The sequence below is a fragment of the Streptomyces sp. NPDC057694 genome (assembly GCF_042799415.1).
In the GTDB taxonomy this organism is placed as follows: domain Bacteria; phylum Actinomycetota; class Actinomycetes; order Streptomycetales; family Streptomycetaceae; genus Streptomyces.
In genome coordinates this window covers 54,547-76,207 of record NZ_JBHVIX010000024.1, presented here as the reverse complement: position 1 = coordinate 76,207, position 21,661 = coordinate 54,547, and the positions used below count along the sequence as shown (strand labels likewise).

General features: G+C 72.5%; 23 protein-coding genes. 15 read left to right on the top strand and 8 right to left on the bottom strand.

From position 1 onward, the window contains the following. Positions 1 to 12 precede the first annotated feature (12 nt). The 3 genes from ACFVDP_RS35245 to ACFVDP_RS35235 are packed head-to-tail and all read left to right on the top strand — an operon-like array spanning position 13 to position 2,906. On the top strand, positions 13 to 951 hold the full coding sequence (locus tag ACFVDP_RS35245; protein ID WP_383498862.1) for an ABC transporter substrate-binding protein: 939 nt from the start codon (positions 13 to 15) through the stop codon (positions 949 to 951). 38 nt (positions 952 to 989) lie between these two features. Beyond that, positions 990 to 2,408 (top strand): purine-cytosine permease family protein, encoded by a 1,419-nt coding sequence (locus ACFVDP_RS35240; protein ID WP_383498723.1) that lies wholly within the window; start codon positions 990 to 992, stop codon positions 2,406 to 2,408. 42 nt (positions 2,409 to 2,450) lie between these two features. After that, positions 2,451 to 2,906, top strand: coding sequence for a hypothetical protein (locus tag ACFVDP_RS35235; RefSeq protein WP_383498720.1), 456 nt, complete (start codon positions 2,451 to 2,453; stop codon positions 2,904 to 2,906). Between the two features lie 11 nt (positions 2,907 to 2,917). On the opposite strand, the gene ACFVDP_RS35230 is transcribed toward ACFVDP_RS35235, so the two are convergent. After that, on the bottom strand, positions 2,918 to 3,712 hold the full coding sequence (locus tag ACFVDP_RS35230; protein ID WP_383498717.1) for an SDR family oxidoreductase: 795 nt from the start codon (positions 3,710 to 3,712) through the stop codon (positions 2,918 to 2,920). Between the two features lie 102 nt (positions 3,713 to 3,814). On the opposite strand from ACFVDP_RS35230, the gene ACFVDP_RS35225 reads away from it, so the two are divergent. Together ACFVDP_RS35225 and ACFVDP_RS35220 are read left to right on the top strand one after the other, a co-directional pair. Continuing rightward, the gene (locus ACFVDP_RS35225) at positions 3,815 to 4,651 is read left to right on the top strand and encodes a helix-turn-helix domain-containing protein (RefSeq protein WP_383498714.1); all 837 of its coding nucleotides are present in this window, start codon (positions 3,815 to 3,817) and stop codon (positions 4,649 to 4,651) included. 82 nt (positions 4,652 to 4,733) lie between these two features. Beyond that, positions 4,734 to 5,306 carry a hypothetical protein gene (locus ACFVDP_RS35220; protein ID WP_383498711.1) on the top strand — a complete coding sequence of 191 codons (573 nt, stop codon included), beginning with the start codon at positions 4,734 to 4,736 and terminating at the stop codon, positions 5,304 to 5,306. A gap of 30 nt (positions 5,307 to 5,336) precedes the next feature. On the opposite strand, the gene ACFVDP_RS35215 is transcribed toward ACFVDP_RS35220, so the two are convergent. The 5 genes from ACFVDP_RS35215 to ACFVDP_RS35195 all read right to left on the bottom strand — a co-directional run bounded on the left by ACFVDP_RS35215 (position 5,337) and on the right by ACFVDP_RS35195 (position 9,151). Further along, positions 5,337 to 5,711, bottom strand: a complete 375-nt coding sequence (locus ACFVDP_RS35215; protein ID WP_361548706.1) for a hypothetical protein — start codon at positions 5,709 to 5,711, stop codon at positions 5,337 to 5,339. Positions 5,712 to 5,780: 69 nt separating this feature from the next. Then, positions 5,781 to 6,317, bottom strand: a complete 537-nt coding sequence (locus ACFVDP_RS35210; RefSeq protein WP_383498708.1) for a roadblock/LC7 domain-containing protein — start codon at positions 6,315 to 6,317, stop codon at positions 5,781 to 5,783. A 65-nt stretch (positions 6,318 to 6,382) separates the two neighbouring features. Next, positions 6,383 to 7,156: a transcriptional regulator gene (locus ACFVDP_RS35205; protein ID WP_383498705.1), complete on the bottom strand. Its 774-nt coding sequence runs from the start codon at positions 7,154 to 7,156 to the stop codon at positions 6,383 to 6,385. Beyond that, positions 7,153 to 7,566 carry a hypothetical protein gene (locus ACFVDP_RS35200; protein ID WP_383498702.1) on the bottom strand — a complete coding sequence of 138 codons (414 nt, stop codon included), beginning with the start codon at positions 7,564 to 7,566 and terminating at the stop codon, positions 7,153 to 7,155. Before ACFVDP_RS35200 ends, ACFVDP_RS35205 begins: the two co-directional genes overlap by 4 nt. Positions 7,567 to 7,777: 211 nt before the next feature. Next, on the bottom strand, positions 7,778 to 9,151 hold the full coding sequence (locus tag ACFVDP_RS35195; protein WP_383498699.1) for a diaminopimelate decarboxylase: 1,374 nt from the start codon (positions 9,149 to 9,151) through the stop codon (positions 7,778 to 7,780). A gap of 183 nt (positions 9,152 to 9,334) precedes the next feature. On the opposite strand from ACFVDP_RS35195, the gene ACFVDP_RS35190 reads away from it, so the two are divergent. The 3 genes from ACFVDP_RS35190 to hutI all read left to right on the top strand — a co-directional run bounded on the left by ACFVDP_RS35190 (position 9,335) and on the right by hutI (position 13,347). Next, positions 9,335 to 10,537, top strand: coding sequence for an allantoate amidohydrolase (locus ACFVDP_RS35190; protein ID WP_383498859.1), 1,203 nt, complete (start codon positions 9,335 to 9,337; stop codon positions 10,535 to 10,537). Beyond that, positions 10,534 to 11,877: a formimidoylglutamate deiminase gene (locus ACFVDP_RS35185; protein WP_383498696.1), complete on the top strand. Its 1,344-nt coding sequence runs from the start codon at positions 10,534 to 10,536 to the stop codon at positions 11,875 to 11,877. The genes ACFVDP_RS35190 and ACFVDP_RS35185 overlap by 4 nt, the downstream gene beginning before the upstream one ends. Before the next feature lie 300 nt (positions 11,878 to 12,177). Beyond that, positions 12,178 to 13,347, top strand: a complete 1,170-nt coding sequence (gene hutI, locus ACFVDP_RS35180) for an imidazolonepropionase (RefSeq protein ID WP_383498694.1) — start codon at positions 12,178 to 12,180, stop codon at positions 13,345 to 13,347. Between the two features lie 18 nt (positions 13,348 to 13,365). Here hutI and ACFVDP_RS35175 read toward each other — a convergent pair whose 3' ends face one another. Continuing rightward, on the bottom strand, positions 13,366 to 14,505 hold the full coding sequence (locus tag ACFVDP_RS35175; protein ID WP_383498691.1) for a lipid II:glycine glycyltransferase FemX: 1,140 nt from the start codon (positions 14,503 to 14,505) through the stop codon (positions 13,366 to 13,368). A 239-nt stretch (positions 14,506 to 14,744) separates the two neighbouring features. Between ACFVDP_RS35175 and ACFVDP_RS35170 the strand changes: the two genes are divergently transcribed. After that, the gene (locus ACFVDP_RS35170) at positions 14,745 to 15,413 is read left to right on the top strand and encodes a DUF4097 family beta strand repeat-containing protein (protein WP_383498688.1); all 669 of its coding nucleotides are present in this window, start codon (positions 14,745 to 14,747) and stop codon (positions 15,411 to 15,413) included. 35 nt (positions 15,414 to 15,448) lie between these two features. Further along, on the top strand, positions 15,449 to 16,264 hold the full coding sequence (locus tag ACFVDP_RS35165) for a class I SAM-dependent methyltransferase (RefSeq protein ID WP_383498685.1): 816 nt from the start codon (positions 15,449 to 15,451) through the stop codon (positions 16,262 to 16,264). 94 nt (positions 16,265 to 16,358) lie between these two features. Here the strand turns inward: ACFVDP_RS35165 and ACFVDP_RS35160 are convergent, their stop codons facing one another. Further along, on the bottom strand, positions 16,359 to 17,288 hold the full coding sequence (locus tag ACFVDP_RS35160) for an RNA polymerase sigma factor SigF (RefSeq protein ID WP_383498856.1): 930 nt from the start codon (positions 17,286 to 17,288) through the stop codon (positions 16,359 to 16,361). A 262-nt stretch (positions 17,289 to 17,550) separates the two neighbouring features. On the opposite strand from ACFVDP_RS35160, the gene ACFVDP_RS35155 reads away from it, so the two are divergent. From ACFVDP_RS35155 to ACFVDP_RS35135, 5 genes are all read left to right on the top strand, one after another. Next, positions 17,551 to 17,922 carry an STAS domain-containing protein gene (locus ACFVDP_RS35155; protein ID WP_383498682.1) on the top strand — a complete coding sequence of 124 codons (372 nt, stop codon included), beginning with the start codon at positions 17,551 to 17,553 and terminating at the stop codon, positions 17,920 to 17,922. A gap of 236 nt (positions 17,923 to 18,158) precedes the next feature. Further along, on the top strand, positions 18,159 to 18,650 hold the full coding sequence (locus tag ACFVDP_RS35150; protein ID WP_383498679.1) for an ATP-binding protein: 492 nt from the start codon (positions 18,159 to 18,161) through the stop codon (positions 18,648 to 18,650). Between the two features lie 157 nt (positions 18,651 to 18,807). Next, a complete protein-coding gene (locus tag ACFVDP_RS35145; RefSeq protein ID WP_383498676.1) occupies positions 18,808 to 19,530 on the top strand; it encodes an LPXTG cell wall anchor domain-containing protein in 723 nt (240 codons plus the stop codon). Positions 19,531 to 19,644: 114 nt separating this feature from the next. After that, complete coding sequence (locus tag ACFVDP_RS35140) at positions 19,645 to 20,538, top strand: hypothetical protein (protein ID WP_383498673.1); 894 nt, start codon at positions 19,645 to 19,647, stop codon at positions 20,536 to 20,538. Next, a complete protein-coding gene (locus ACFVDP_RS35135; protein WP_383498670.1) occupies positions 20,535 to 21,656 on the top strand; it encodes a hypothetical protein in 1,122 nt (373 codons plus the stop codon). Before ACFVDP_RS35140 ends, ACFVDP_RS35135 begins: the two co-directional genes overlap by 4 nt. Positions 21,657 to 21,661: the final 5 nt, after the last annotated feature.

The following is a 21,661-nucleotide window of genomic DNA, read 5'->3' as shown; positions in this document are numbered from 1 at the left end:
CAGATGAGCATCATGAACCGACGCACGCTGCTCGGCGGACTCGCCGCCGCGGCCTCCGTGCCCGCACTCGCCGCCTGTTCCGGCGGCATCACCTCCCTGGACGGCGGGGGCGGTGCGGGCTCGGGCTCCGGGTCCAGCAAGGGCGGCGTCACCATCGGCACCGCCAACTTCACCGAGAACCAGGTCCTCGGCTACCTGTACGCGGCCGCACTCGACGCCGCAGGCGTGAAGACCAATGTGCGGCCCAACCTGGGCACGCGCGAGATCCTCATCCCCGCGCTCAAGGGCGGCGACATCGACCTGCTGCCCGAGTACCAGGGCGCCCTCCTGCACTACCTCGACACCAAGTCGAAGGCCGCAGAGGAGGGCGAGATGCAGAACGCGCTCGCGATGGTCCTCCCGAACGGCCTGCAGATCCTGCCCTACGGGATGGCCGAGGACTCCGACGCGTTCGTCGTCACCCGGGAGACCGCCGCGAAGTACAAGCTCAAGTCCCTCGCCGACCTGGCGAAGCACAACGGCAAGCTCGTCATCGGCGCTGCCCCGGAAGTGAAGAAGCGGCAGGTCGGGGCCGTCGGCCTGAAGGACGTGTACGGCGTCGAGTTCAAGGAGTTCAAGTCCCTCGACTCCTCCGGACCGCTGGTCAAGGGCGCCCTGAAGAAGGGCGACGTCGACGTGGCGAACCTGTTCACCACCGACACCGACATCGCCGCCAACCACTGGGTCGTGCTCAGCGACCCCAAGAACCTCGTCCCCGGCCAGCACGTCGTCCCGCTGATCGCCGACCGCAAGGCCGACTCGACCGTCCGCAAGGCGCTGGCCCGCCTCGGCAACGTACTGACCACCGAGGACCTGACCGAGCTGAACCGGCTCGTCGACAAGGACAAGAAGGACCCGGAGGACGTGGCGAACGACTACGCGCGCCGGCACGGCCTGACGCAGAAGAAGTAAGCGCAGAAGAAGTAAGCGCAAGAGTAAGGAGCCATCGAATGGCAGCGGTAGTGGAGCAGCACTCCATCGACGTCGTACCCGACAGCGAACGGCACGGACGGCCCTTCAGCCAGTTCACGCTCTGGCTCGGTGCCAACCTCCAGATCACGGCCGTCGTCACGGGCGCCCTCGCGGTCGTCTTCGGCGGCGACGTCGTCTGGTCGCTGATCGGGCTCGTCGTGGGCAATCTGCTCGGCGGCACCGTCATGGCCCTGCACTCGGCGCAGGGCCCCAAGCTCGGACTGCCCCAGATGATCCAGTCCCGGGCGCAGTTCGGGGTGAAGGGCGCCGTCGTACCGCTGCTCCTCGTGATCCTCATGTACGTCGGCTTCTTCGCCAGCGGCAGCGTGCTGGCCGGCCAGGCGACCGCCCAGCTGACGCACACCAACGACGTCACCGGCATCATCGTCTTCGCGCTGGTCACGGCCGTCATGGCGGCCGTCGGCTACCGCGTCATCCACGTCCTCGGCCGGGTCGCCAGCGTGATCTGCGCGCTCGCCTTCGTCTATCTCGGCATCCGGCTCCTGGACCGCGTCGACCTCGGCGCGCTCCTCGGCGACGCGCACTTCTCCTTCCCGATGTTCCTGCTCGCCGTCTCCCTCTCGGCGTCGTGGCAGCTCGCGTTCGGCCCGTACGTCGCCGACTACTCGCGCTATCTGCCGCGCTCGACGAGCGGCAAGGCGACGTTCTGGTGGACGCTGTCGGGCTCGGCGCTCGGCTCGCAGTGGTCGATGACGTTCGGTGTGCTGGTCGCCGCGAGCGCCGGGGAGAAGTTCCTCGACGACCAGGTCGGCTACGTCGTCTCGCTCGGCGGCGCCGGTCTCGTCGCCTCCGTCCTCTACTTCGTGATCGCGCTCGGCAAGCTCACCATCAACGTGCTCAACACGTACGGCGGCTTCATGTCGATGGTGACCGGCATCAGCGGCTTCCGCGGCCAGCGCACCCTCGGCGCGCGCGGCCGGTCCGCGTACATCGCGGTCATCATGGTCGCCGGGACGGCGGTCGCGCTGCTCGGCAAGGACAGCTTCCTGGACTCCTTCAAGGACTTCCTGCTGTTCCTGCTGACGTTCTTCACGCCGTGGTCCGCGATCAACCTCGTCGACTACTACCTGATCTCGCACGAGCGCTACGACATCCCGGCCCTCGCCGACCCGAACGGCCGCTACGGCGCCTGGCGGTGGGACGCGCTCGCCGTGTACGCGGTCGGCGTCCTGGCGCAGCTGCCGTTCCTGGCCACGTCGTTCTACACCGGCCCGTTCGTCGAGCCGCTCGGCGGCGCCGACGTCTCCTGGATCGTGGGCCTCGCCGTCCCGGCCGTCCTGTACTGGCTGCTGGCCCGCCGCGACGTCTCGCACGTGCCCGACGAGACGATCCTGGGCCTGCCCCACGAGCGCGAGCCGGTCGTTTCGGGGGGTTAGCCCCACTGCCTCCGGGCTCCCGGATCCGTACCGTACGAGGGTATGGAAGCCCGCGAACGCGCACGCGATGCCGAACTGAAGAAAGAGCTCGACGCGACCCTTCAGGCTCGCAGAGAGCTGGGTGAGGAGTACGAGTCGGCGCTCGTCGACTCCTTCCTCGACAAGGTCGACCAGCGGCTCGACTCCGTGGTCGACCGCCGGGTGCGGCGTCAGCTCGCCGAGCAGCAGATGACCGTGGCCCGCGACACCCGCCGCGGCCACCCCCGCGGCGACAGCTGGGGCGAGCGCTTCGGCTTCGCCGTCGTCTCCCTCGTCCTCGCTATCCCGCTGTCCGCGATCGCCGTGGTCAACGCCGATCTGCCCGGGCTGCTGATCGCCTGGGGCGGCATCGTCGCGGTGAACGCGCTGCACAGCGGGGCCTGGCCGGGCCGACCGCGCGGCGGGCGGCGGCCGCGGGAGGAGCAGCGCTCCGGCTCCGGCTCCGACTGGGAGGGGTAGCGGGCTCCTGCTCACGCCTGGCGCGTGGGCAGCGCGATCACCTGGCGCAGGTTCACCCGGCGGGGCCGGCTCGTCGTGTACGCGATCAGGTCGGCGATGTCGTCGGAGGTGAGCCCGGCCAGCGCCTCGAACATGCCGTCCAGCTCGGCGGAGAGGTCCGCGTTGTCGACGTGACCTGCCAGCTCGGTGTCGGTCAGGCCCGGCTCGATGTTGGTGACACGGACGTCCTGCGGGCCGAGTTCCGTGCGCAGCGACTGCGAGAGATACGTCAGGGCCGCCTTGGTCGCCCCGTACACCGCGTAGTTCGGGAACGGGACGTGCGCGCCGATCGAGGAGATGTTCACCAGGTCCGCGGTGCCGCCCGCCCCGGCCGCCTCGACCAGGTCGGGGACGAAGGCGCGGATCACCCGCAGCGCGCCGGTGACGTTCGTGTCGAGCATGCGCCGCCATTCGTCGGCGCGGCCGTCGGCGATCGGATTGGGCAGCATCACGCCCGCCGCGTTCACCACGAGGTCCACCGGTCCGTACGCGGCGTGCACCCGGTCGGCGGCCGCGTCGACGGACGCCTGGTCGGTGAGGTCCGTGGGCACGACCAGCGCGGTGCCGCCGTCCGCGCCGATCCGCTCGGCCAGACCGGTGAGCCGCTCCTCGCGGCGGGCCAGCAGCGCGACCCGTGCCCCGTGCGCGGCCAGCAGCCGGGCGGTCGCCTCACCCATCCCGCTGGCGGCGCCGGTGATCAGGGCGGTGCGGCCGGAGAGCGCGGCGTACGGGCTTCGGATGCTCTGCGTGTGCGGTGTCGTCGTCATGGACAGGACTCTGGCGCGCGGCCGTTCGCGTACCCAGCGCAGAGCTTTTCCTGGGTCCACCAGTACCAGGATGGCGGCGCGGGCCGACTCTAGGATCGGCGCATGGAAACGGAGTTGGGCGGCATAGGGGACTTCCTGCGGTCGCGGCGGGCCCGCATCCGGCCCGAGGAGGTCGGGCTGCCGGAGTACGGGCGGCGGCGGGTGCCGGGGCTGCGGCGCGAGGAGGTCGCGCAACTCGCGGGGGTCAGCGTCGACTACTACATCCGGCTGGAGCAGGGGCGCGGGGCGTCCGTCTCCGACGCCGTCCTGGACGCCGTCGCCCGGGTGCTGCGGCTGGATGCGACCGAGCAGGCCTATCTGCGGTCGGTGGCGCGGCCCGCGCGGGCCGGCCGCGGGGAGAGCGGGCAGCGGGTGCGGGCCGGGCTGCGGCTGCTCCTGGACACGATCGACAAGGCGCCCGCGTTCGTGCTCGGCCGGCGCATGGACGTCCTGGCCTGGAACGCGCTGGGCGACGCCGTGCTCGGGTTCTCGGCGATGGCGCCGAAGGACCGGAACATGCCGCGGCAGGTCTTCCTCGAACCGGCCGCGCGCGAGCTGTACCCGCAGTGGGCCGCTGTCGCCGCGGAGACGGTCGCGTACCTGCGCCTCGACGCGGGCCTGCATCCGAGTGACCCGCACCTGGCCCGTCTGGTCGGCGAACTGTCACTGGCCAGCGACGACTTCCGGCGCCTCTGGGCCGACCACGAGGTGAAGCGGAAGACGGCCGGTGCGAAGCGGATGCTGCATCCCGTCGTCGGTGAACTGGTCATGCCCTACGAGACGTTGACGGTCTCCGGCGACCCCGAGCAGGCGCTCGTGGTGTACACGCCGGAGCCCGGCTCCGTCACGGCGGACCGGCTGCGGACACTGGCCGCGCGGGCGCCCGCCGAAGTGGCCTGAGCGCCCCGGGGCTCTCAGGAAGAACTCAGACACGGGCATTACGCTCCCCGCGTCCGGACAGCGGTGGCGGAGGGAGCAGACGGTGGGACGCGGAGCGCAAGGGCTGGTCAGGACGGCCGTCGTGGTGCGGGCGGGCGCCGCCCCGCTGTGGTGGTCCGGAGTGCTCGCGGCCGGGATCGGGGTGCTGCCCGGCGGCTTCACCGGGCGCCGGATCGGGGTCATGGCGGGCGCCGTGCTCTTCGTCGTGGCCGCGCTCTGGGTCGCGTACAGCAGGCGCAAGCGGTACCTGAAACTGACCCGGGAGGCCACCCGTGCCGGCCGGCACGACGTGCTGCAGGACCGGGCGGTGACCGTGCGCAACTGGCGTCGCGGGCACCGCTGGTGGCTGCTGCTCGCGTTCCTCGCGGCCGTCGGCAGCTCCCTCGCCGTGCCCGCCGTCGGCGGCATGGTTCTGGCCGGTGCGGGCGCCGGGCTGTGGCTGAAGGCGGCCTGGCTGGGGCGCCGGGAGAGCGGCGGGGACGCGCTGGTGTGGCTGCGCGTCGACTGGCTCGGCGCACGGGCGGGCGGCCCCGTCGGCAAGCAGGTCAAGGGGTACCGGGCGACCGGCACGGCAGCAGGAGACGCCGCGCCCGGTGGTGGGGCGCGGCGTCCTTAAGGTCTGTCCTGCGGTCTGCCCCGCACGGACTCAGACCTCCAGTTCGGCCTCGATCTTTTTGAGCTGGTGGCGGGCCATCGCCAGGTTGGCGCGCGAGGAGTCGAGCACCAGGTAGAGGAACAGCCCGTTGCCCCCGCGGCCTTTGATCAGGCGGATCAGGTGGTACTGGGTGTTCAGGGTGATCAGAATGTCCTCGATCTCGTCCTTGATGCCGAGGTGTTCCATGGTGCGGAGCTTGGCGCGGACGACGTCGGTGTTCCCGGCCGCCGCCACCTCCAGGTCGAACGACTTGGAGCCGCCGATCGTCCCGAGGGCCATGCCGCTGGTGTAGTCGACCAGGGCGGCGGCGCTGGCGCCCTCGATGGAGGCGACGGCGTCCTTGAGAGCGGTCTCGGCGTTGGTCATGATGGTGGTTCCTTTCGTGTACGGCTTCTCGGTGTCGCGTTCGGTGTGTGTCGACGGCGTCTCAGCGTCTTAACGGGCTGTTCTGGGCTGGAGCTTGGACTCGGTGTGCTTGGCGAGGTCGGACGGCTTCGCGGTGCGGACCGGGAGCCCGCTGTCGGTGGTCGGGACCGGGTCGGACGCCGCGGTGCGGGCCCGGGACCGGCCCCTCGTCCGCATCACGGGTTCGGGCAACTCGGCCGCCTCGGCGACGAGTTCACCGACCCGGGAGCCCGCTCTGCGGCCCTCCAGATGCAGCCGCCCGACATTGACCCGGTTCTCGGCGAGGAGCGTGAGGACGGCGGTGTCCCCGGCGGCGTACGTCGCGACGTAGCCGCTCGTGCCGCGCACCAGCAGTTCGCGGAAGGCGCCCTGCCCAGTGGCATCGGAGAGCCGCTGGGCGACCCCGAGGGCGGCCGCGGTCAGCGCGGCGAGCCCCTCCGGCTCGACGCCGGAGGTGTCCTGGGCGAGCACCAGCCCGTCGACGCTGGCCGCGAGCGCCCCCGTGACCTGGGGCACCCGCACTCTCAACCGCTGTAGTTCGCCGAGGACTTCGGCCTCGTCCGCCATCGGCGGTCTCCCTTCGGAGAGTTCGGAGGATGCGACGGGACCCCGGGCGCCGCGGCGGAGGCGGATCACAGAGCCTCCAGGGCGTTGCGAAGGCGGCGCAGCAGGGCCACGTCGGGGTCGTCGACGGCGGCCCGCGCCAGCCACTCGGGCGGTGCGACGGTGGCGGCGGGTGCCGGGGGTGCGGTGGTGACCAGGCCGCCCGCGGCGAGCCGCCGCAGGTCGACCAGGGTGTGGAAGGCGGGCCGGCCCAGGGTCAGCGCGATCTGGGACGCGGTGCGCTCGCCGTCCACCAGATCGAGGACGCGGCGCCGGCGCGGCGGCACCCGGAAGTCGTCGGCGCCGGCCCGGGTGAGCGGCGCGGTGTCGGTGTCCGGCTCGGGCCAGATTCGCTGGAGCAGATCGCGGCGGCGCAGGGTCTCCCGCTCGACGGACGCCACCGGCACCGGGCGCACCGCCCCGAACCAGTGCGAGACCCCGTAGCGGAACCGGGTCGGGCCGCTGCTCGGCGCGAGGGTGAAGTACGCGGCGTCGAACAGGGCGCCCAGATGGCACAGTTCGAGCGCGCCGTCGCTCAGCCCGCCGTGCTCGACGAGATAGCGGCCGACGGAGCGCCGGGCACCGGCCCGGTCGACGGCCTCCCACCAGCCGTCGGCGCGCACGGCGCCGCCCGCGGTGAGCAGGACGTCCATGCCGGGGGTCGCGGGGGACTCCGCGTGCACGATCCGGCCGTCGGCGAGATAGAGGGTGCCGTGCTCACGTATCAGTGCGCCGGTGGCCTGCTCCGCGGCCAGTCTGCTGAGCATCGGGGAGACGCCTGCGGGCGCGGAGGCGGTGGTCATCCCAGGACCAGCCGGTCGGCGAGGTCGGCGAGACGTATGCGGGACAGCGCGAGATTGCCCTCGTCGCGATCGAGCCACAGGTGCAGGAAGACGCTGCTGTCGAAGGTGGTCGGCACGAAGCGCAGCAGGTGGTAGCCGTCGCGGCTGGTGACGATGACGTCCTCGACGGGCGGCGATTTGGCCCCGCCCGCGCCCTCGGTCCAGTCGTTGCCGTCGGCGGGGGCGAAGGCCCGGTGCTCGGCGGCGAGCCGGGCCAGTTCCGCGGCCTCGGTGGCGGTGGCCTCGTGGTCGCCGTTGGGCGAGTCCCCGATGGTGCCCAGCGCGAGCCCGCTGGTCCAGTCGACGACGGAGGCACCGCGTGCCCCCGGCAGTCGCATGGCCTCCAGCAGACACTCGTCGATTCCGGGCACGCCTGAAACCCCCCACCTGGTCGCCGCGACCGCGTTCGTGAACCGCTGGTGCGCGTGTGACGGAGACGCTACGCACGGTACGGCGGCCTGGTGAGCGTTCTGGCATTTTCCGGTGGAACATTCGAAGACGGTCTAGAATCCGCCAACCCGCCCTGATCCCATCGGTGTTCGTGCCGTGCGGTGGGGCGGGCGGGACGGGTGGTGCGGCCGGTCAGAGGCCGAGCAGTGTGCCGCGCAGGGCGCCGCCGGACTCGGCGACGATCTCCTCGGTCGTCTGCGGCTCCCGTACGGTCGCGAACCGGACGTCGCCGTCGGGGTCCGCGGTGAATCCGTAGACCCCGGGCCGGGCGAGCGAGTTGTACGCGTAGTGGTGCGCGAATCCGTAGGCGCCGGTGTCGAGCGCGGCCACGTGGTCGCCCGCCGCCAGGAGCGGCAGGGCGCGGTCGGCGGCGAGCAGGTCGCCCGCGAAGCAGGCGGGCCCCGCGATGTCCTGCGCAACCTCGGGACCGCTCGCGGGCCGGCCCTGGGCGTCGTACGCGGCGATCCGCAGCGGCCACGCCTCGGGCAGGTACACGGTCCGGGTCGCCACCTGGACTCCCGCGTGGGTCACGGCGATCGGGCGCCCGCCGCTCTCCTTCGCGTACTCCACGCGCGCGAGCGTCGTGCCGTGCTTGGCGAGCAGGGAGCGGCCGAACTCGGTCACCAGGCCGTAGCGCCCGTCGAAGAGCCCCGGCACCCGCTCGGCGAGCAGCTTCGCGTACCCGGCGTGGTCCGGGGTGTCCTCGTCGGAGCCGAAGTTCACCGGGAGGCCGCCGCCGATGTCGAGGGTGTCGATCTGGCGCCGCCCGGCCGCCTCGTTGATCTCCTCGGCCAGGTCGTACGCCGTGCGCACCCCCTCGGCGAGCAGCTCCAGCGGCACCCCCTGGGATCCGGAGTGCGTGTGCAGGCGGGTCAGCCAGGGCCGGTCCAGGTACGCCCGCACGACCCAGTCGCGGGCCCCCTCGTCGCGCAGCGCGACCCCGAACTTCGAGGTGGCGGTCGCGGTGGACGTGGCGCCGATGGACCCGGCGCCGGTCTGCGGGTTCACCCGCAGGCCGAGCGGGGAGCGGGTGGGCGCGGAGGCGACGAGGGTGTCGAGGCGGGTCAGCTCCTGCGGATTGTCGGCGTTCACGGCGATGCCGAGGGCGAGGGCCTCTCTCAGCTCGGCGCCGGTCTTGGCGGGGGAGTCGAGGACGGTGCGGGCGGGCGGCACCCCGGCGGCGCGGGCCAGGGCCAGCTCGCCGGGGCTCGCGACCTCGGCGCCGAGCCCGGCCCGGTGCAGCAGCCGCAGCACCGGCACGAGCGGGGTGGCCTTCACCGCGAAGGCGTGCAGGATCTCGGTGCCGGGCGCGGCGACCGCGTCGAAGGCGGCGCGCAGGGCGGCCGCGGAGGCGCGGATGCCGGTCACGTCGAGCAGCCCGGCCACCGGGGCGGCGGGCCCGACGAGGCCCCGCTCGACGGCCGCGCGTACGGCCAGGTCGCGATCGCGTGCGCGGCGGTCGGGGAGTCCGGGCAGGGGAAGGGTGGGGTCGTCCGTGGATGCCATGCGCCCAGGCAATCACCGGGGCGGCGCCGGGGTGAGGTGTTGACTAGGTCTATTCAAATGACCAGGATGTGAATAGCGAATTCATCAGGGAGCCATGGGAGCGGGAGCCATGGGAGAGGACGGCAGTCAGTGAGTACTCAAGCCCCGTCGGGGGCGCGGGACGGTGCCCCGGGCTTCCTGGAGATGTGGCGGGACCTGCTCCCCGTCGGCCGGGACAAGGACACCCGCGGCTACCGCCGGCACGCCTGGACCGGCGCCGACGCCGACTGCCGCGCCTGGTTCAAGGACCAGGCGGAGTCCCGCGGCCTGACCTACGAACTGGACCGCAACGGAAACCAGTGGGCCTGGCTCGGCGACCCGGAGGCCGGCGACGCCGTCGTCACCGGCTCCCACCTGGACTCGGTCCCCGACGGCGGTGCCTTCGACGGCCCCCTCGGCGTGGTCTCGTCCTTCGCGGCCCTGGACGAACTGCGCGACAGGGGAGCGCAGTTCACCAGGCCGTTCGCCATCACCAACTTCGGCGACGAGGAGGGCGCCCGCTTCGGTCTGGCCTGCGTCGGCTCCCGCCTCACCGGCGGCCACCTCACCCGCGAGGCCGCGTACCGGCTCACCGACGCCGACGGCGTCACCCTCCCGCAGGCGATGGAGCGGGCCGGGTACGACCCCGAGGCGATCGGCCCCGACCCCGAGCGCCTCGCCCGGATCGGCGCGTTCATCGAACTCCACGTCGAGCAGGGCCGCGCCCTGGACCTGTCCGGCGACGCGGTCGGCATCGCCAGCTCCATCTGGCCGCACGGCCGCTGGCGCTTCGACTTCGCGGGCGAGGCCAACCACGCGGGCACCACCCGGCTCGTCGACCGCCGCGACCCGATGCTGCCCTACGCGGAGACGGTCCTTGCGGCCCGCCGTGAGGCCCGGCTCGCGAACGCGGTGGCCACCTTCGGCAAGATCTCCGTCGAGCCGAACGGCGTCAACGCCATCCCCTCGATGGTCCGCGGCTGGCTCGACTCCCGTGCCGCCGGACAGGACGCCCTCGACACGACGGTCACCGCGATCGAGAAGGCCGCCCGCGAGTACGGAGACGCGCACGGCATCGACGTCACGCTCACCCGCGAGTCGTTCACACCGGTCGTCGAGTTCGACCACGCGCTGCGCGACGAGATCTCCCGCATCCTCGGCCTCGAAGCGGGCCTTGACGTGCCCGTCCTCGGCACGGGCGCGGGACACGACGCCGGAATCCTCGCCTCGTCGGTCCCCACCGCCATGCTGTTCGTACGCAACCCGACGGGCGTCTCGCACTCCCCGGCCGAGACCGCCGCCGAGGACGACTGCCTCGCCGGGGTGCGCGCACTGGCCGACGTACTGGAAGGGCTGGCCTGCAAGTGACGACGACGTACTGGCTCGAACACGCCTGGCTGGGCACCCACGTCGAGCCGAACGTGGCCGTGGACGTGGCGGTGACGGACGGCGTCGGCCGCATCACGGCGGTCCGCACCGAGGTCACCACCCCGCCGCCCGGCGCGACCGTCCTGCGCGGCCTGACCCTCCCGGGCCTCGCCAACGCCCACAGCCACGCCTTCCACCGGGCGCTGCGCGCGACGGTGCAGGTCGGCTCGGGCACGTTCTGGACCTGGCGTGAGGTGATGTACGGCGTCGCGGACCGTCTGACGCCGGAGACGTACTTCGACCTCGCCCGCGCCGTGTACGCGGAGATGGCGCTGACCGGCATCACGGCCGTCGGCGAGTTCCACTACGTGCACCACGCCCCCGGCGGCACCCGCTACGCCGACCCGAACGCGATGGGCGAGGCGCTGATCGCCGCCGCGGCCGACGCCGGCATCCGGATCACGCTCCTCGACACGGCGTACGTCTCCTCCGGCTTCGGCAAGGAGCCCGACCGGCACCAGCTGCGCTTCTCCGACGGCACCACGGCAGGCTGGGCCGAGCGCGCGTCCCTGCTGACCGATCGGCCGCACGCCCGGATCGGCGCGGCCGTGCACTCCGTGCGGGCCGTTCCTGCGGACCAGCTGGCGACGGTCGCCGAGTGGGCCGCCGACCGGGGCGCCCCGCTCCACGTCCACCTCTCCGAGCAGACCGCCGAGAACGACGCGTGCCAGGCCGCCCACGGCTGTACGCCGACCCAACTCCTCGCCGATCACGGGGTGCTGGGCGCCCGCACCACCGGCGTCCACAACACCCATCTCACGGACGCCGACATCAAGCTCATCGGCGGATCGTCCACCGGCACCTGCATGTGCCCGACCACCGAACGCGACCTGGCCGACGGCATCGGCCCCGCCGTCCAGCTCCAGCAGGCGGGTTCGCCGCTCTCCCTCGGCTCGGACAGCCACGCCGTGATCGACCTCTTCGAGGAGGCGCGCGCGATGGAACTGAACGAGCGCCTTCGCTCGCGCACTCGGGGCCACTGGACGGCGAACGCGCTGCTCCGTGCCGCCTCTGCCGACGGGCACGCCGCGCTGGGCTGGTCCGACGCGGGCACCATCGAGCCCGGGGCGCTCGCCGACCTCGTCACCGTGACGCTCGACTCGGTCCGGACCGCCGGGGCGGTGCCGCGGCTCGGCGCGGAGACGGCCGTGTTCTCGGCGGGCGGCGCAGATGTCACCGACGTGGTCGCGGGGGGCCGGGAGGTGGTCCGCGACGGGCGCCATCTCGGGGTCGGCGACGTGGCATCGGCCCTGTCGACAGCCATCGCGGCCCTGCGCTGACCGTCCCGTTCGTGTGCGGGCCCGGGTTCGCGTTCGTCCGCGGCCCGGTGGGGCTTCTCGCGCAGTTCCCCGCGCCCCTGGAGATGCGCACTTCGTGCGCTATCTCCATCAGAGGCGCGCGAAGCGCAGCCTCAAGGGGAGGCGGCGCGTAGCGCCTGCCTCGGGGGCGGGGGGAACTGCGCGAGAAGCGGCCACCGGCCCGCAGACGAAGGCCGACCCAGGGGCGCGGGGAACTGCGCGACCAGCCCCCACGCACCCGCACTCTCGACACAACCGCCCCACCCACCCCGGAGAGGAACCATGACAGCGACGGCCATCACCCACATCGGCACCCTGGTCACCAACAACCCGGACCTCGGCACCGGCCCCCTGGGCCAGATCAAGGACGCCGCGCTCGTCATCGAGGGCGACCGCATCGTCTGGGCGGGCCCGACGGCCGAGGTCCCGGCGACGGACGCGACCCACGACGCGCACGGCCGAGCCGTCATCCCCGGCTTCGTGGACTCCCACTCCCACCTGGTCTTCGCCGGCGACCGCACCGAAGAGTTCAACGCCCGCATGTCGGGCCAGAGCTACCGCGCCGGAGGCATCCGCACCACGGTCGCCGCCACCCGCGCCGCCACCGACGCCGACCTCGAAGCGAACCTCACCCACCACCTCGCGGAAGCGCTCCGCCAGGGCACGACCACTTTCGAGACGAAGTCCGGCTACGGCCTCACCACGGCCGACGAGGAACGCGCCCTGCGCATCGCCGCGGCCCACACCGACGAGGTCACGTACCTGGGCGCCCACATCGTGTCTCCCGACTACGCCGACGACCCGGCGGCCTACGTCGACCTCGTGACCGGCGAGATGCTGGACGCCTGCGCCCCGCACGCCCGCTGGATCGACGTCTTCTGCGAGAAGGGCGCCTTCGACGGCGACCAGGCCCGCGCGATCCTCACCGCCGGCAAGGCCAAGGGCCTCCTCCCGCGCATCCACGCCAACCAGCTCTCCTACGGCCCCGGCGTCCAGCTCGCCGTGGAACTCGACGCCGCGTCGGCCGACCACTGCACCCACCTCACGGACGCCGACGTCGACGCCCTCGCGAACAGCGACACGGTGGCGACCCTGCTCCCCGGCGCCGAGTTCTCCACCCGCGCCGAGTGGCCGGACGCCCGCCGCATCCTGGACGCGGGCGTCACGGTGGCCCTCTCCACGGACTGCAACCCGGGCTCGTCCTTCACGTCCTCGGTGCCGTTCTGCATCGCCCTCGCGGTACGGGACATGGGCATGACCCCGGACGAGGCGCTCTGGTCGGCGACGGCGGGCGGCGCCAAGGCGCTGCGCCGCACGGACATCGGCCACCTGGCCCCCGGGGCGCGGGCCGACCTGGTGTTCCTGGACGCCCCCAGCCACGTACACCTCGCGTACCGGCCGGGCGTGCCGCTGGTGTCGGAGGTCTGGCGGGCCGGGGTCCGCGCGGCCTGACCGGCGCTCGCGGCGGGCTCAGCGGTGCCCGAGGTAGAACCCCAACGCCCGTTGCAGCACGCGTCCTTGGGGCCCGACCGGCAGCTCCCACTCGCCGAGGTACTCCACGGCCCGCCCGCCGGCCCCGGTCTTGAACCGGAGCCGGCCGAGCAGCCGGTTGTCCTCGGTGAGGAGCGGACTGACGGCCCGCAGGTCGTACGTGCCCGCGCCCGCCGCCCGCGCGACGCCCAGCATCCGCCACAACAGGGCGTTGCCGGGACGCTGTTCACGCCCCCGGTCGCCGGACGCGGCGTAGGAGTGCCAGAACCGTGAGCCGACGGAGATCATCAGCGCGGCGGACAGCGCCTCGCCGTCGCGCTCGGCGAGGTACAGCCGCAGCCGGTCGCCGTCCTCCGCGTTCAGCGCCTGCCACATGCGGTCGAAGTACGCGGCGGGCCGGGCCTTGAAACCGTCCCGGGCGGCGGTGCGGACGTACAGCCGGTGGAAGGCGGGCAGGTCGGCGACCGAACCCCAGGTCACCCGGATCCCGGCCGCCTCCGACGTGTCCAGCTCCTCCTGCCAGCGCGGCGCGAGCCCGGCGCGCACCGCCTCCGCCGACCGCCCGGCCAGCGGCACCTGGCACCCGTACCGTGGCTGCCCCACCCCGAACCCGGCGTCGTCGCCGTCCGCGCACGGCCGCCACCCGAGCCGCCGCAGCCGCGCCCCGACCTCCAGGGCCGTGCCGTCGATGTGGTCGGCCGACATGCCGTGCAGATGCCGTACGCCGCTGTCGGCGATGCCTTCCGCGACGGTGGCCGGCTCCCACTGCCGTACGACGAGCGGCGGCCCGATGCGCAGGGAGAACGCCCCGCGCTCCGTCGCGTGCGCGACCAGCGGCTCCAGCCACCGGCCCAGCCGCGGATCGCGCCAGTCGATCGACGGCCCGTCGGGCAGATAGGCGAGCGTGCGCCGGGTCCCCGGCAGCGCCCGGTACAGCACGAGTGCCGCCGCCACCATGACCGGCCCCTCGAACCAGCCGATGCTCTCCGCCTCCCAGTCGGGCTTCACAGCGCCCCACTCGGGGATCTGGAGGTGGCTCACACCGGGATACAGGGTGAGGTGGGCCAGATGCTCCGCGCGGGAGACGGCGCGTACGGAGAGAGCGGGCTGGCTGGTCATGGCAGGTGAGGGCTCCTGTTCTGCGGCGGCCAGCCTAAGCCCTCCGGAGCGTTCACCTTCAATCATTGCAATGAAACTGAGCCGTCTGTTGCGTTAACCGGGAGTCCAGTTGCAATGAAATACCGCTCCTGGCCTCGGAGTTCAGAAATCACAGGCAATGAAAGTGTTGAGGAATCCATAAACGCAACGTAGCGTTTCTCTCATCGGAAACAGCGAGCCTCAGGTTCAAGGAGAGAACGATGCAGAACTTCACCACCCCCGCCCCGATCACCGCCGTCCTCGACCTCCCCGCCGCCCGCATCCACGTCGTGGCGGCCGACCGCGCCGACACCACCGTCGAGGTCCGCCCCGCCACCGCGGGCAAGGGCCGCGACGAGAAGGCCGCCGAGCGCACCACCGCCGGGTACGCGGACGGCGTGCTGCGGATCGCCGCCCCCGAGGCCGGGAACCAGGCCTTCGGCTCCTCCGGCGAGATCGAGGTGACCGTTCACCTGCCCGCCGGCTCGCACGTCGAGGTCACCGCGGCCCGCGCCGGACTGCGCGGTGAGGGACGGCTCGGCGACGTCGTCGTCGAGAGCGCCCAGGGACCGGTCGAACTGGACGAGGTCGCCGGCGCCCGCGTCACCCTCCAGGACGGCGCCATAGTGATCGGCCGCCTCGCCGGCGACGCCGAACTCACCACACAGCGCGGCGACCTGACCGTCACCGAGGCCGCCGGAGGCACCCTCACGCTCCGCACCCAGCAGGGCGACATCACCGTCGGCGCCGCCCCCGGAGTCTCCGCGGCCCTGGACGCGGGCACCACCTACGGCCGCGTCGCCAACACCCTCAAGAACACCGACGCCACCCCCGCCCTGACCATCCAGGCGACCACGGCCCAGGGCGACATCACCGCCCGCGGCCTCTGACCGGGCCCACGGGCCGCCCGCGTACCGTCCTTCCCATGACGACCGCCTCCGCCTTCGACGCCCTCGAACGCCGCATGTGGGCCGGGCGCGCCGCCGCCTACCGCCGCAGCGCGGAACGGCTGTGCGCCCGCCCGGTGCCGGAACTGCTCGACGCCGCCCGAGTGGCCGACGGCGTACGGCACCTGGACGTCGGCTGCGGCACCGGCACCGTCGTCGCGGCGGCCCGGGCGCGCGGCGCGCACACCACCGCCGTGGACGCCGAGCCGGACATGGCGGCGGCGACCGGGGCCCGCGTCCCCGAGGCCCGCACCGCATGCGCCGCGCTGCCGGAACTCCCCTTCGCAGACGGGGCGTTCGATGCTGTCACCGCGAACTTCGTGCTCAATCACGTCGGCGACCCGATCGCCGCGCTCACCGAACTGCGGCGGGTCCTGCGCCCCGGTGGCCGTGTCGCGGTGACCCTGTGGCGCAACCCCAACGCGCCGGGGCAGACCCTGCTCGGCCGGGCCATGGAGGCGGCGGGCGCCCGGCCCCCGGCCGGCCGCCCGAGCCCCGGCATCGACTTCGCGCGCACCGGAGACGGCGTCGCGGGCCTGCTGGACGCCGCCGGATTCGGCGACGTCCAGGGCGCCGAGATCGCATGGGAGCACCATGAGGACCCGGCGCGGTGGTGGGACGGCTTCGCCGAAGGGGGCATCGGCACGATCGGGACGCTGCTCGGCGCGCTGACCGCCGGTGAGCGGGCCGCCGTCAAGGCCCACTACGACCGGCTCGCCGCCGAACTCATGTCTTCAGAAGGCCGGTTGGCGCTCCCGCACATCGCCGTACTGGCCCAGGGGGCCAAGCCCTGACGGCGGTGGACGGCAAAACGAGCGGGCCCGCCTCCCGGGGATCAGGGAGGCGGGCCCGCTCGTGCGTGGCACCGTAAGGGACCGTCGGGTGGGCTCACTCCTCCACCGTCAGGCCCTTGCGCAGCCGGACCAGGGTGCGCGACAGGAGTCGCGACACGTGCATCTGGGAGATGCCCAGCTCTTCGCCGATCTCCGACTGGGTCATGTTCGCCACGAAGCGCAAGGACAGGATCTTGCGGTCGCGCGAGGGAAGTTCGGCGATCAGGGGCTTGAGGGACTCGACGTACTCGATGCCCTCCAGGCCGTGGTCCTCGTAACCGATGCGGTCCGCGAGGGCGCCCTCGGAGTCGTCCTCCTCGGGCTGCGCGTCGAGCGAGCTGGCGGTGTAGGCGTTGGACGCCGCCATGCCCTCGACGACCTCTTCGTTCGAGATGCCCAGGCGTTCGGCGAGCTCGCCCACCGTGGGGGCGCGATCGAGCTGCTGGGCGAGTTCGTCGCCCGCTTTGGCGAGGTCGAGACGGAGTTCCTGCAGGCGCCGCGGTACGCGCACCGACCAGGAGGTATCGCGGAAGAAGCGCTTGATCTCACCGACGATGGTCGGCATCGCGAAGGTGGGGAACTCGACGCCGCGGCTCAGCTCGAAGCGGTCGATCGCCTTGATCAGGCCGATGGTGCCGACCTGGATGATGTCCTCCATCGGCTCGCTGCGGGAGCGGAACCGGGAGGCCGCGAACTTCACCAGCGCGAGATTGAGCTCGACCAGCGTGTTGCGGACGTAGGAAAAGTCGTGGGTGCCCTCTTCGAGGGACTCGAGACGCTCGAAGAGCGTCTTGGAGAGCGCTCGGGCGTCGAGCGGGGCAACTTCGCTGTACGGGGGAATCTCCGGCAGGCCGTCGAGCCCTTCCAGGGAGTCCGTCGCGGTGCCGGAAGCGTCCGAAGCGGTGGCGTCGGCGTCGGCGCGGGGTTCCGGGGGGAGAGTCGACGACGCCTGGTCAGTACGCGATTCGTCGAGCCGGGGTGACATGATGTCCTCCATCGTTCTCGGCATATGGCTGCCGATGCCAATACGTGCACTGCGGTGTGCGGCGCCTCCAAAGCCGGCCGTGTCGATTGGTGTCCTTACTAGGCCTACCCGCTTTCCACATCGAGCCGCAAGTGCACTTGATGGTGAAATGTCCGATTCCTAGGGGTTGTTCAGGTACCAGGGCACGTACAGAAGGCGTAGTGTTCGAGGGCGTCAACCGCACGTCGTAGGCAGTGCAGAGCTTGAGCGGGAGAGGGTCGTCATGGACCGCGGGACAGTCGGCAGCGCGCATCGGGGCCGGCTTCTGGTCGAGGTGCGGCAGGAGGGCTCCAGTGCCGTGGTGACACCGGCGGGTGAGCTGGATCACCACACGGCCGATCTGCTGCGTGAACCCCTGGACGAATGCCTCGCGAACGGACTTTCCCGGCTGGTGGTCGACTGTTCACGCCTGGAGTTCTGCGACTCCACCGGGCTGAACGTTCTGCTCGGCGCCCGTCTCAAGGCCGAGGCCGCGGGGGGCGGCGTTCATCTGGCCGGGATGCTGCCGGTGGTGGCCCGGGTCTTCGAGATCACCGGCGCGGAGGCCGTTTTTACCGTGCACGAATCACTGGAAGCGGCGCTCGCCGCGGAGTGATGCGAAGGCTCCGAAAGGGCGCGCGGCCGCGAGATGCAGAAGTTACGCTCCGGTTGTCTCTGCGTGATCGAGGCGTTACCAGCGTCACAAGGTCTCCATGCAAGTGAGGGGTGTTCTCACCGTCCCTCCGGGCAGGAGACCTCCGACCGAGAACGCGGCGCACCCGACAGAGACGACCGACCCCCTACCCCTGAACTTTGAAGCTGACATTGGTGAATCGGTGAGGTGAAGTGCTGATGAGCACCACCCGGCCTTACTCGCCGGGCGACCACGGCCCCGGGTCCGGCGACGAGCCGGCCGCTGAGAGCCGCCGGGTCCGCAGGCTGAGCCTGGGCGGCGAGAGCGGCATCGTGCCGTTGGCCCGCGACTTCACCCGGGAGGCGTTGCACGCCTGGGGCTGGCTGCCGGCCGCGACCGCGGATCGCCGCGCCGCTGCGGAGGACGTACTGCTCGTCGTCTCCGAGCTGGTCACCAACGCCTGCCTGCATGCCGAGGGCCCGGACGAAATCGCTCTGTTCTACGGGGACTCCCCGGCCAACAAGGTGCTGCGCATCGAGGTCACCGACCGCGGCGCGGGCGAACCGGCCCCGCGCACCCCGCACCGCGCGGGCCGCCCCGGCGGGCACGGCATGTTCATCGTGCAGCGCCTCTGCCTCGACTGGGGCGTCGTGCGCACCCCCGGGGTCACGGGCAAGACCGTGTGGGCCGAGGTCGGCGCCCCTGCCTGACCCGCCGCGCGGGCCCGTCCCGTCCGTGTTTTCGAGCACGCCGGATCGTCTTCGATCCGGCGTGCTCTTTGTCTTCCCTCCATAAGGTCCCCGGCGTACCTTGAGCCACCCGCATCTGATGAACCGTCAGTAATTGTTTGGCTGAAGGGATTTCGAGGTGTCGTACCGGACGTACCAGAAACGAACCGCCGCGTTCGCGCTCAGCGCGGCCCTGGCCGGCTCGGCGGTGCTGATGGCCGCCCCCACCGCTTCCGCCACGGTGCAGGACGTCAACTATCAGTGCAAAACGCCGATCGGCAACAAGGGCGCCGTCTCCCCGATCGACATGAAGTCGGTCAAGAGCGGCAGCGGCTACAAGATCACGATGTCCTTCCAGAAGGGTGTCTCCTCCAGCCCGGTCGAGCTCGGCAAGGGCGCCATGAAGCCCAGCGCCGTCATCAAGCTGGGCGGCGCGGAGAGCGGTCAGCTGGCCGTCTCCGGAGCGCCGAACGCGGAGGCGATCCCCGCCAACTCGCCGATCAAGATCAGCGACCTGAGCGGGACGTACACGCCGAAGAAGAGCGGCAAGGTGACCTTCACAGCGGGCGTGCTGACCATCAAGGCACTGGGTACGACGACGACCTGCACCCCGTCGAACAACCCGAAGCCGTCCCTGGAACTGGACGTGAAGGCCGCGGGCGGCGGCGCTTCGGGCTCCTCGGGGTCGACCGGCTCCGGGTCGTCCGGCTCCTCCGGGTCGTCCTCCTCGGGCGGCGACCAGCTTCCCCAGACGGGGCCGGAGGACTCGGCGATCGCGCTGGGCACGCTGGGCGGCACCGTGCTCCTCGCCGGAGCGGCCGGAGCCCTGTGGCTGACCCGCAGGAACCAGTCGGCGCGGTAGATGGCGCCGCTCAGGGGCGCGGGGAACTGCGCGACCAGCCCCCACCGGCGCGAGGACGGCGAACGACACGGGGCTCCGCCCCGGACCCCGCTCCTCAAACGCCGGAGGGGCTGGATGTTGCTCGCCCGGAGGGGCTGGGTGCTGGTCGCCGGCCTCCTCGTGACGGCCGGTGTCGTCGCGGCCCCCGCGGTCGCGGCGACACCCGGCTGGACCATCGCCCCGTCGGCCGGCGGCGGCACCCGCCCCGCCGCCGACGACGGCCGCCCCTACATCTACGCGGAGGGCACCCCCGGCACCGTCCTGGAGGACAAGGTGGCCGTCACCAACCCGACCGGCAAGGCGCTGCGCGTCACCCTGCGCGGCGCCGACGCGGACAACAGTGCCGACGGCGCCCTCGGCCTGCGCGAGAAGGCCCGGGACACCGGCGCCTGGATCGGGTTCGCCGCGAAGAGCGTGAAGATCCCGGCCCGCACCCGCGCCGAGGTCCCCTTCACGGTGACCGTCCCGGCGGGCGCCGCCCCGGGCGACCACCCGGGCGCGATCGTGGCCAGCGGCGGCGGCCGGGACGCCGGTGTCAGCGTCCGGCTGCGGGTCAGCGGGCCCACCCTCGCCGCGCTCACCGTCGAGCACGTCCACGTGAAGAACGGCGACTCCATCGCGTACGACGTCGTGAACCGCGGCAACACCACCCTCACCCCGCGCCTGGCCGTGCGGGCCGACGGCGTCTTCGGCAGCGTCCTCGACCGGCGTACCCGCACCCTCCCGGTCGAACTGCTCCCGGGCCGCCGCGTGACCCTGACCGAACCCTGGCCCGGCGCCCCCGCGCTCGACTCGGTCGACGTACGGGTGACGGTCACCGCGGGCGGCGGCGCGGCGGACTCGGCGACGACGACCGCCCGGTTCGTGCCGTGGGGGGTGCTCGGCGGCGCCCTGGCGGTGCTCGCCGGCGCGGGCTGCGCCGCCTTCTGGTACGTACGCAGACACAGGGACCGAAGGGGAACCACATGAACCGCCGCAGCGCCCGCGCACCGCGGCTGCTGACCGTCCTGGCCCTCGTCGCCGCGCTGGTGGCGGGCGCCGCTCCCTGGGCGGCGGCCGCCGACGGCAGGCCCACCGTCACGCTCTCCAAGTCCCAGGCGGGGACGGGCGGTTCGATCACCGTGAAGGGCAAGGGGTGGGGGTCCAAGGCGCTGCTGATGCTGCTCGTCTGCGGACAGGCGACTCCTGAGCGCGGCGTCGTCGGCGGCACCAACTCCTGCGCCAACGCGGACGGGCTCGCCGTCACCACCGACGCCTCGGGCACGTTCAGCAAGAAGCTGCCGGTGGCCGAGCCGCCCGCCGCCTGCCCCTGCGTCGTGCACGTGGCGACCGCCACGGGTCCGAAGGCGCAGGCGGACGCCGCCTTCCAGGTCGCCGGGCATCCGGTGAAGGCGCTGCCGAAGGAGTCCGGCACCGGGCAGCTGTCCATGGTCACCGACACCCGGCTCGACGGATCGAGCGGCATCCTCACCTGGTTCGGGGCGCCGCCCTCGCGCTCGTTCGTCTTCACGGTCGGCAACACCGGCTCGACCCCGGTGAAGAACCCCGTCTTCCAAGTGGGCACCTCGCACGGCGTGTTCGCGCCGCAGTGGGAGGAGCAGCAGTGGCGCGGCACGGTCGAGCCGGGCCGCAAGGCGCAGATCAAGCTGCCCGTCGAGCTGACGGCGGGCGCCCACGGCAGCTATCTGGTGTCGCTGAAGTACGGCGGGAAGGTCCTCGCCGAGCAGCCCTGGGGCGTGGGCCGCCCCTGGGGCGTGACGCTCTTCTGGCTCCTGCTGTGCGTCGTCGTGCCGGCCGCCGTCTTCCGGATCGGCATGGCGGTCGTGGACCGGGTCAGGCCGCGCGACCGGTACGGCGCGCAGGGCCGTCACCGGGGGCGCCGACTGGCCGACATCACCGTACGCATACCGAAGCTGAGGTCCCCTCAGCAGGATCCGCCGCCGGCCGAACGGCTCCCCGGCTCGCCGGCGGACACCCCCACGAACACCCTGCCCTGGTTCGCCGCGGACACCGGTCCCGGCGCCCCGGAGGCCGGGCAGCTCTCCGCACCGACCGACCACAGCCCGACGACGAAAGGAAACCCGTGACCACC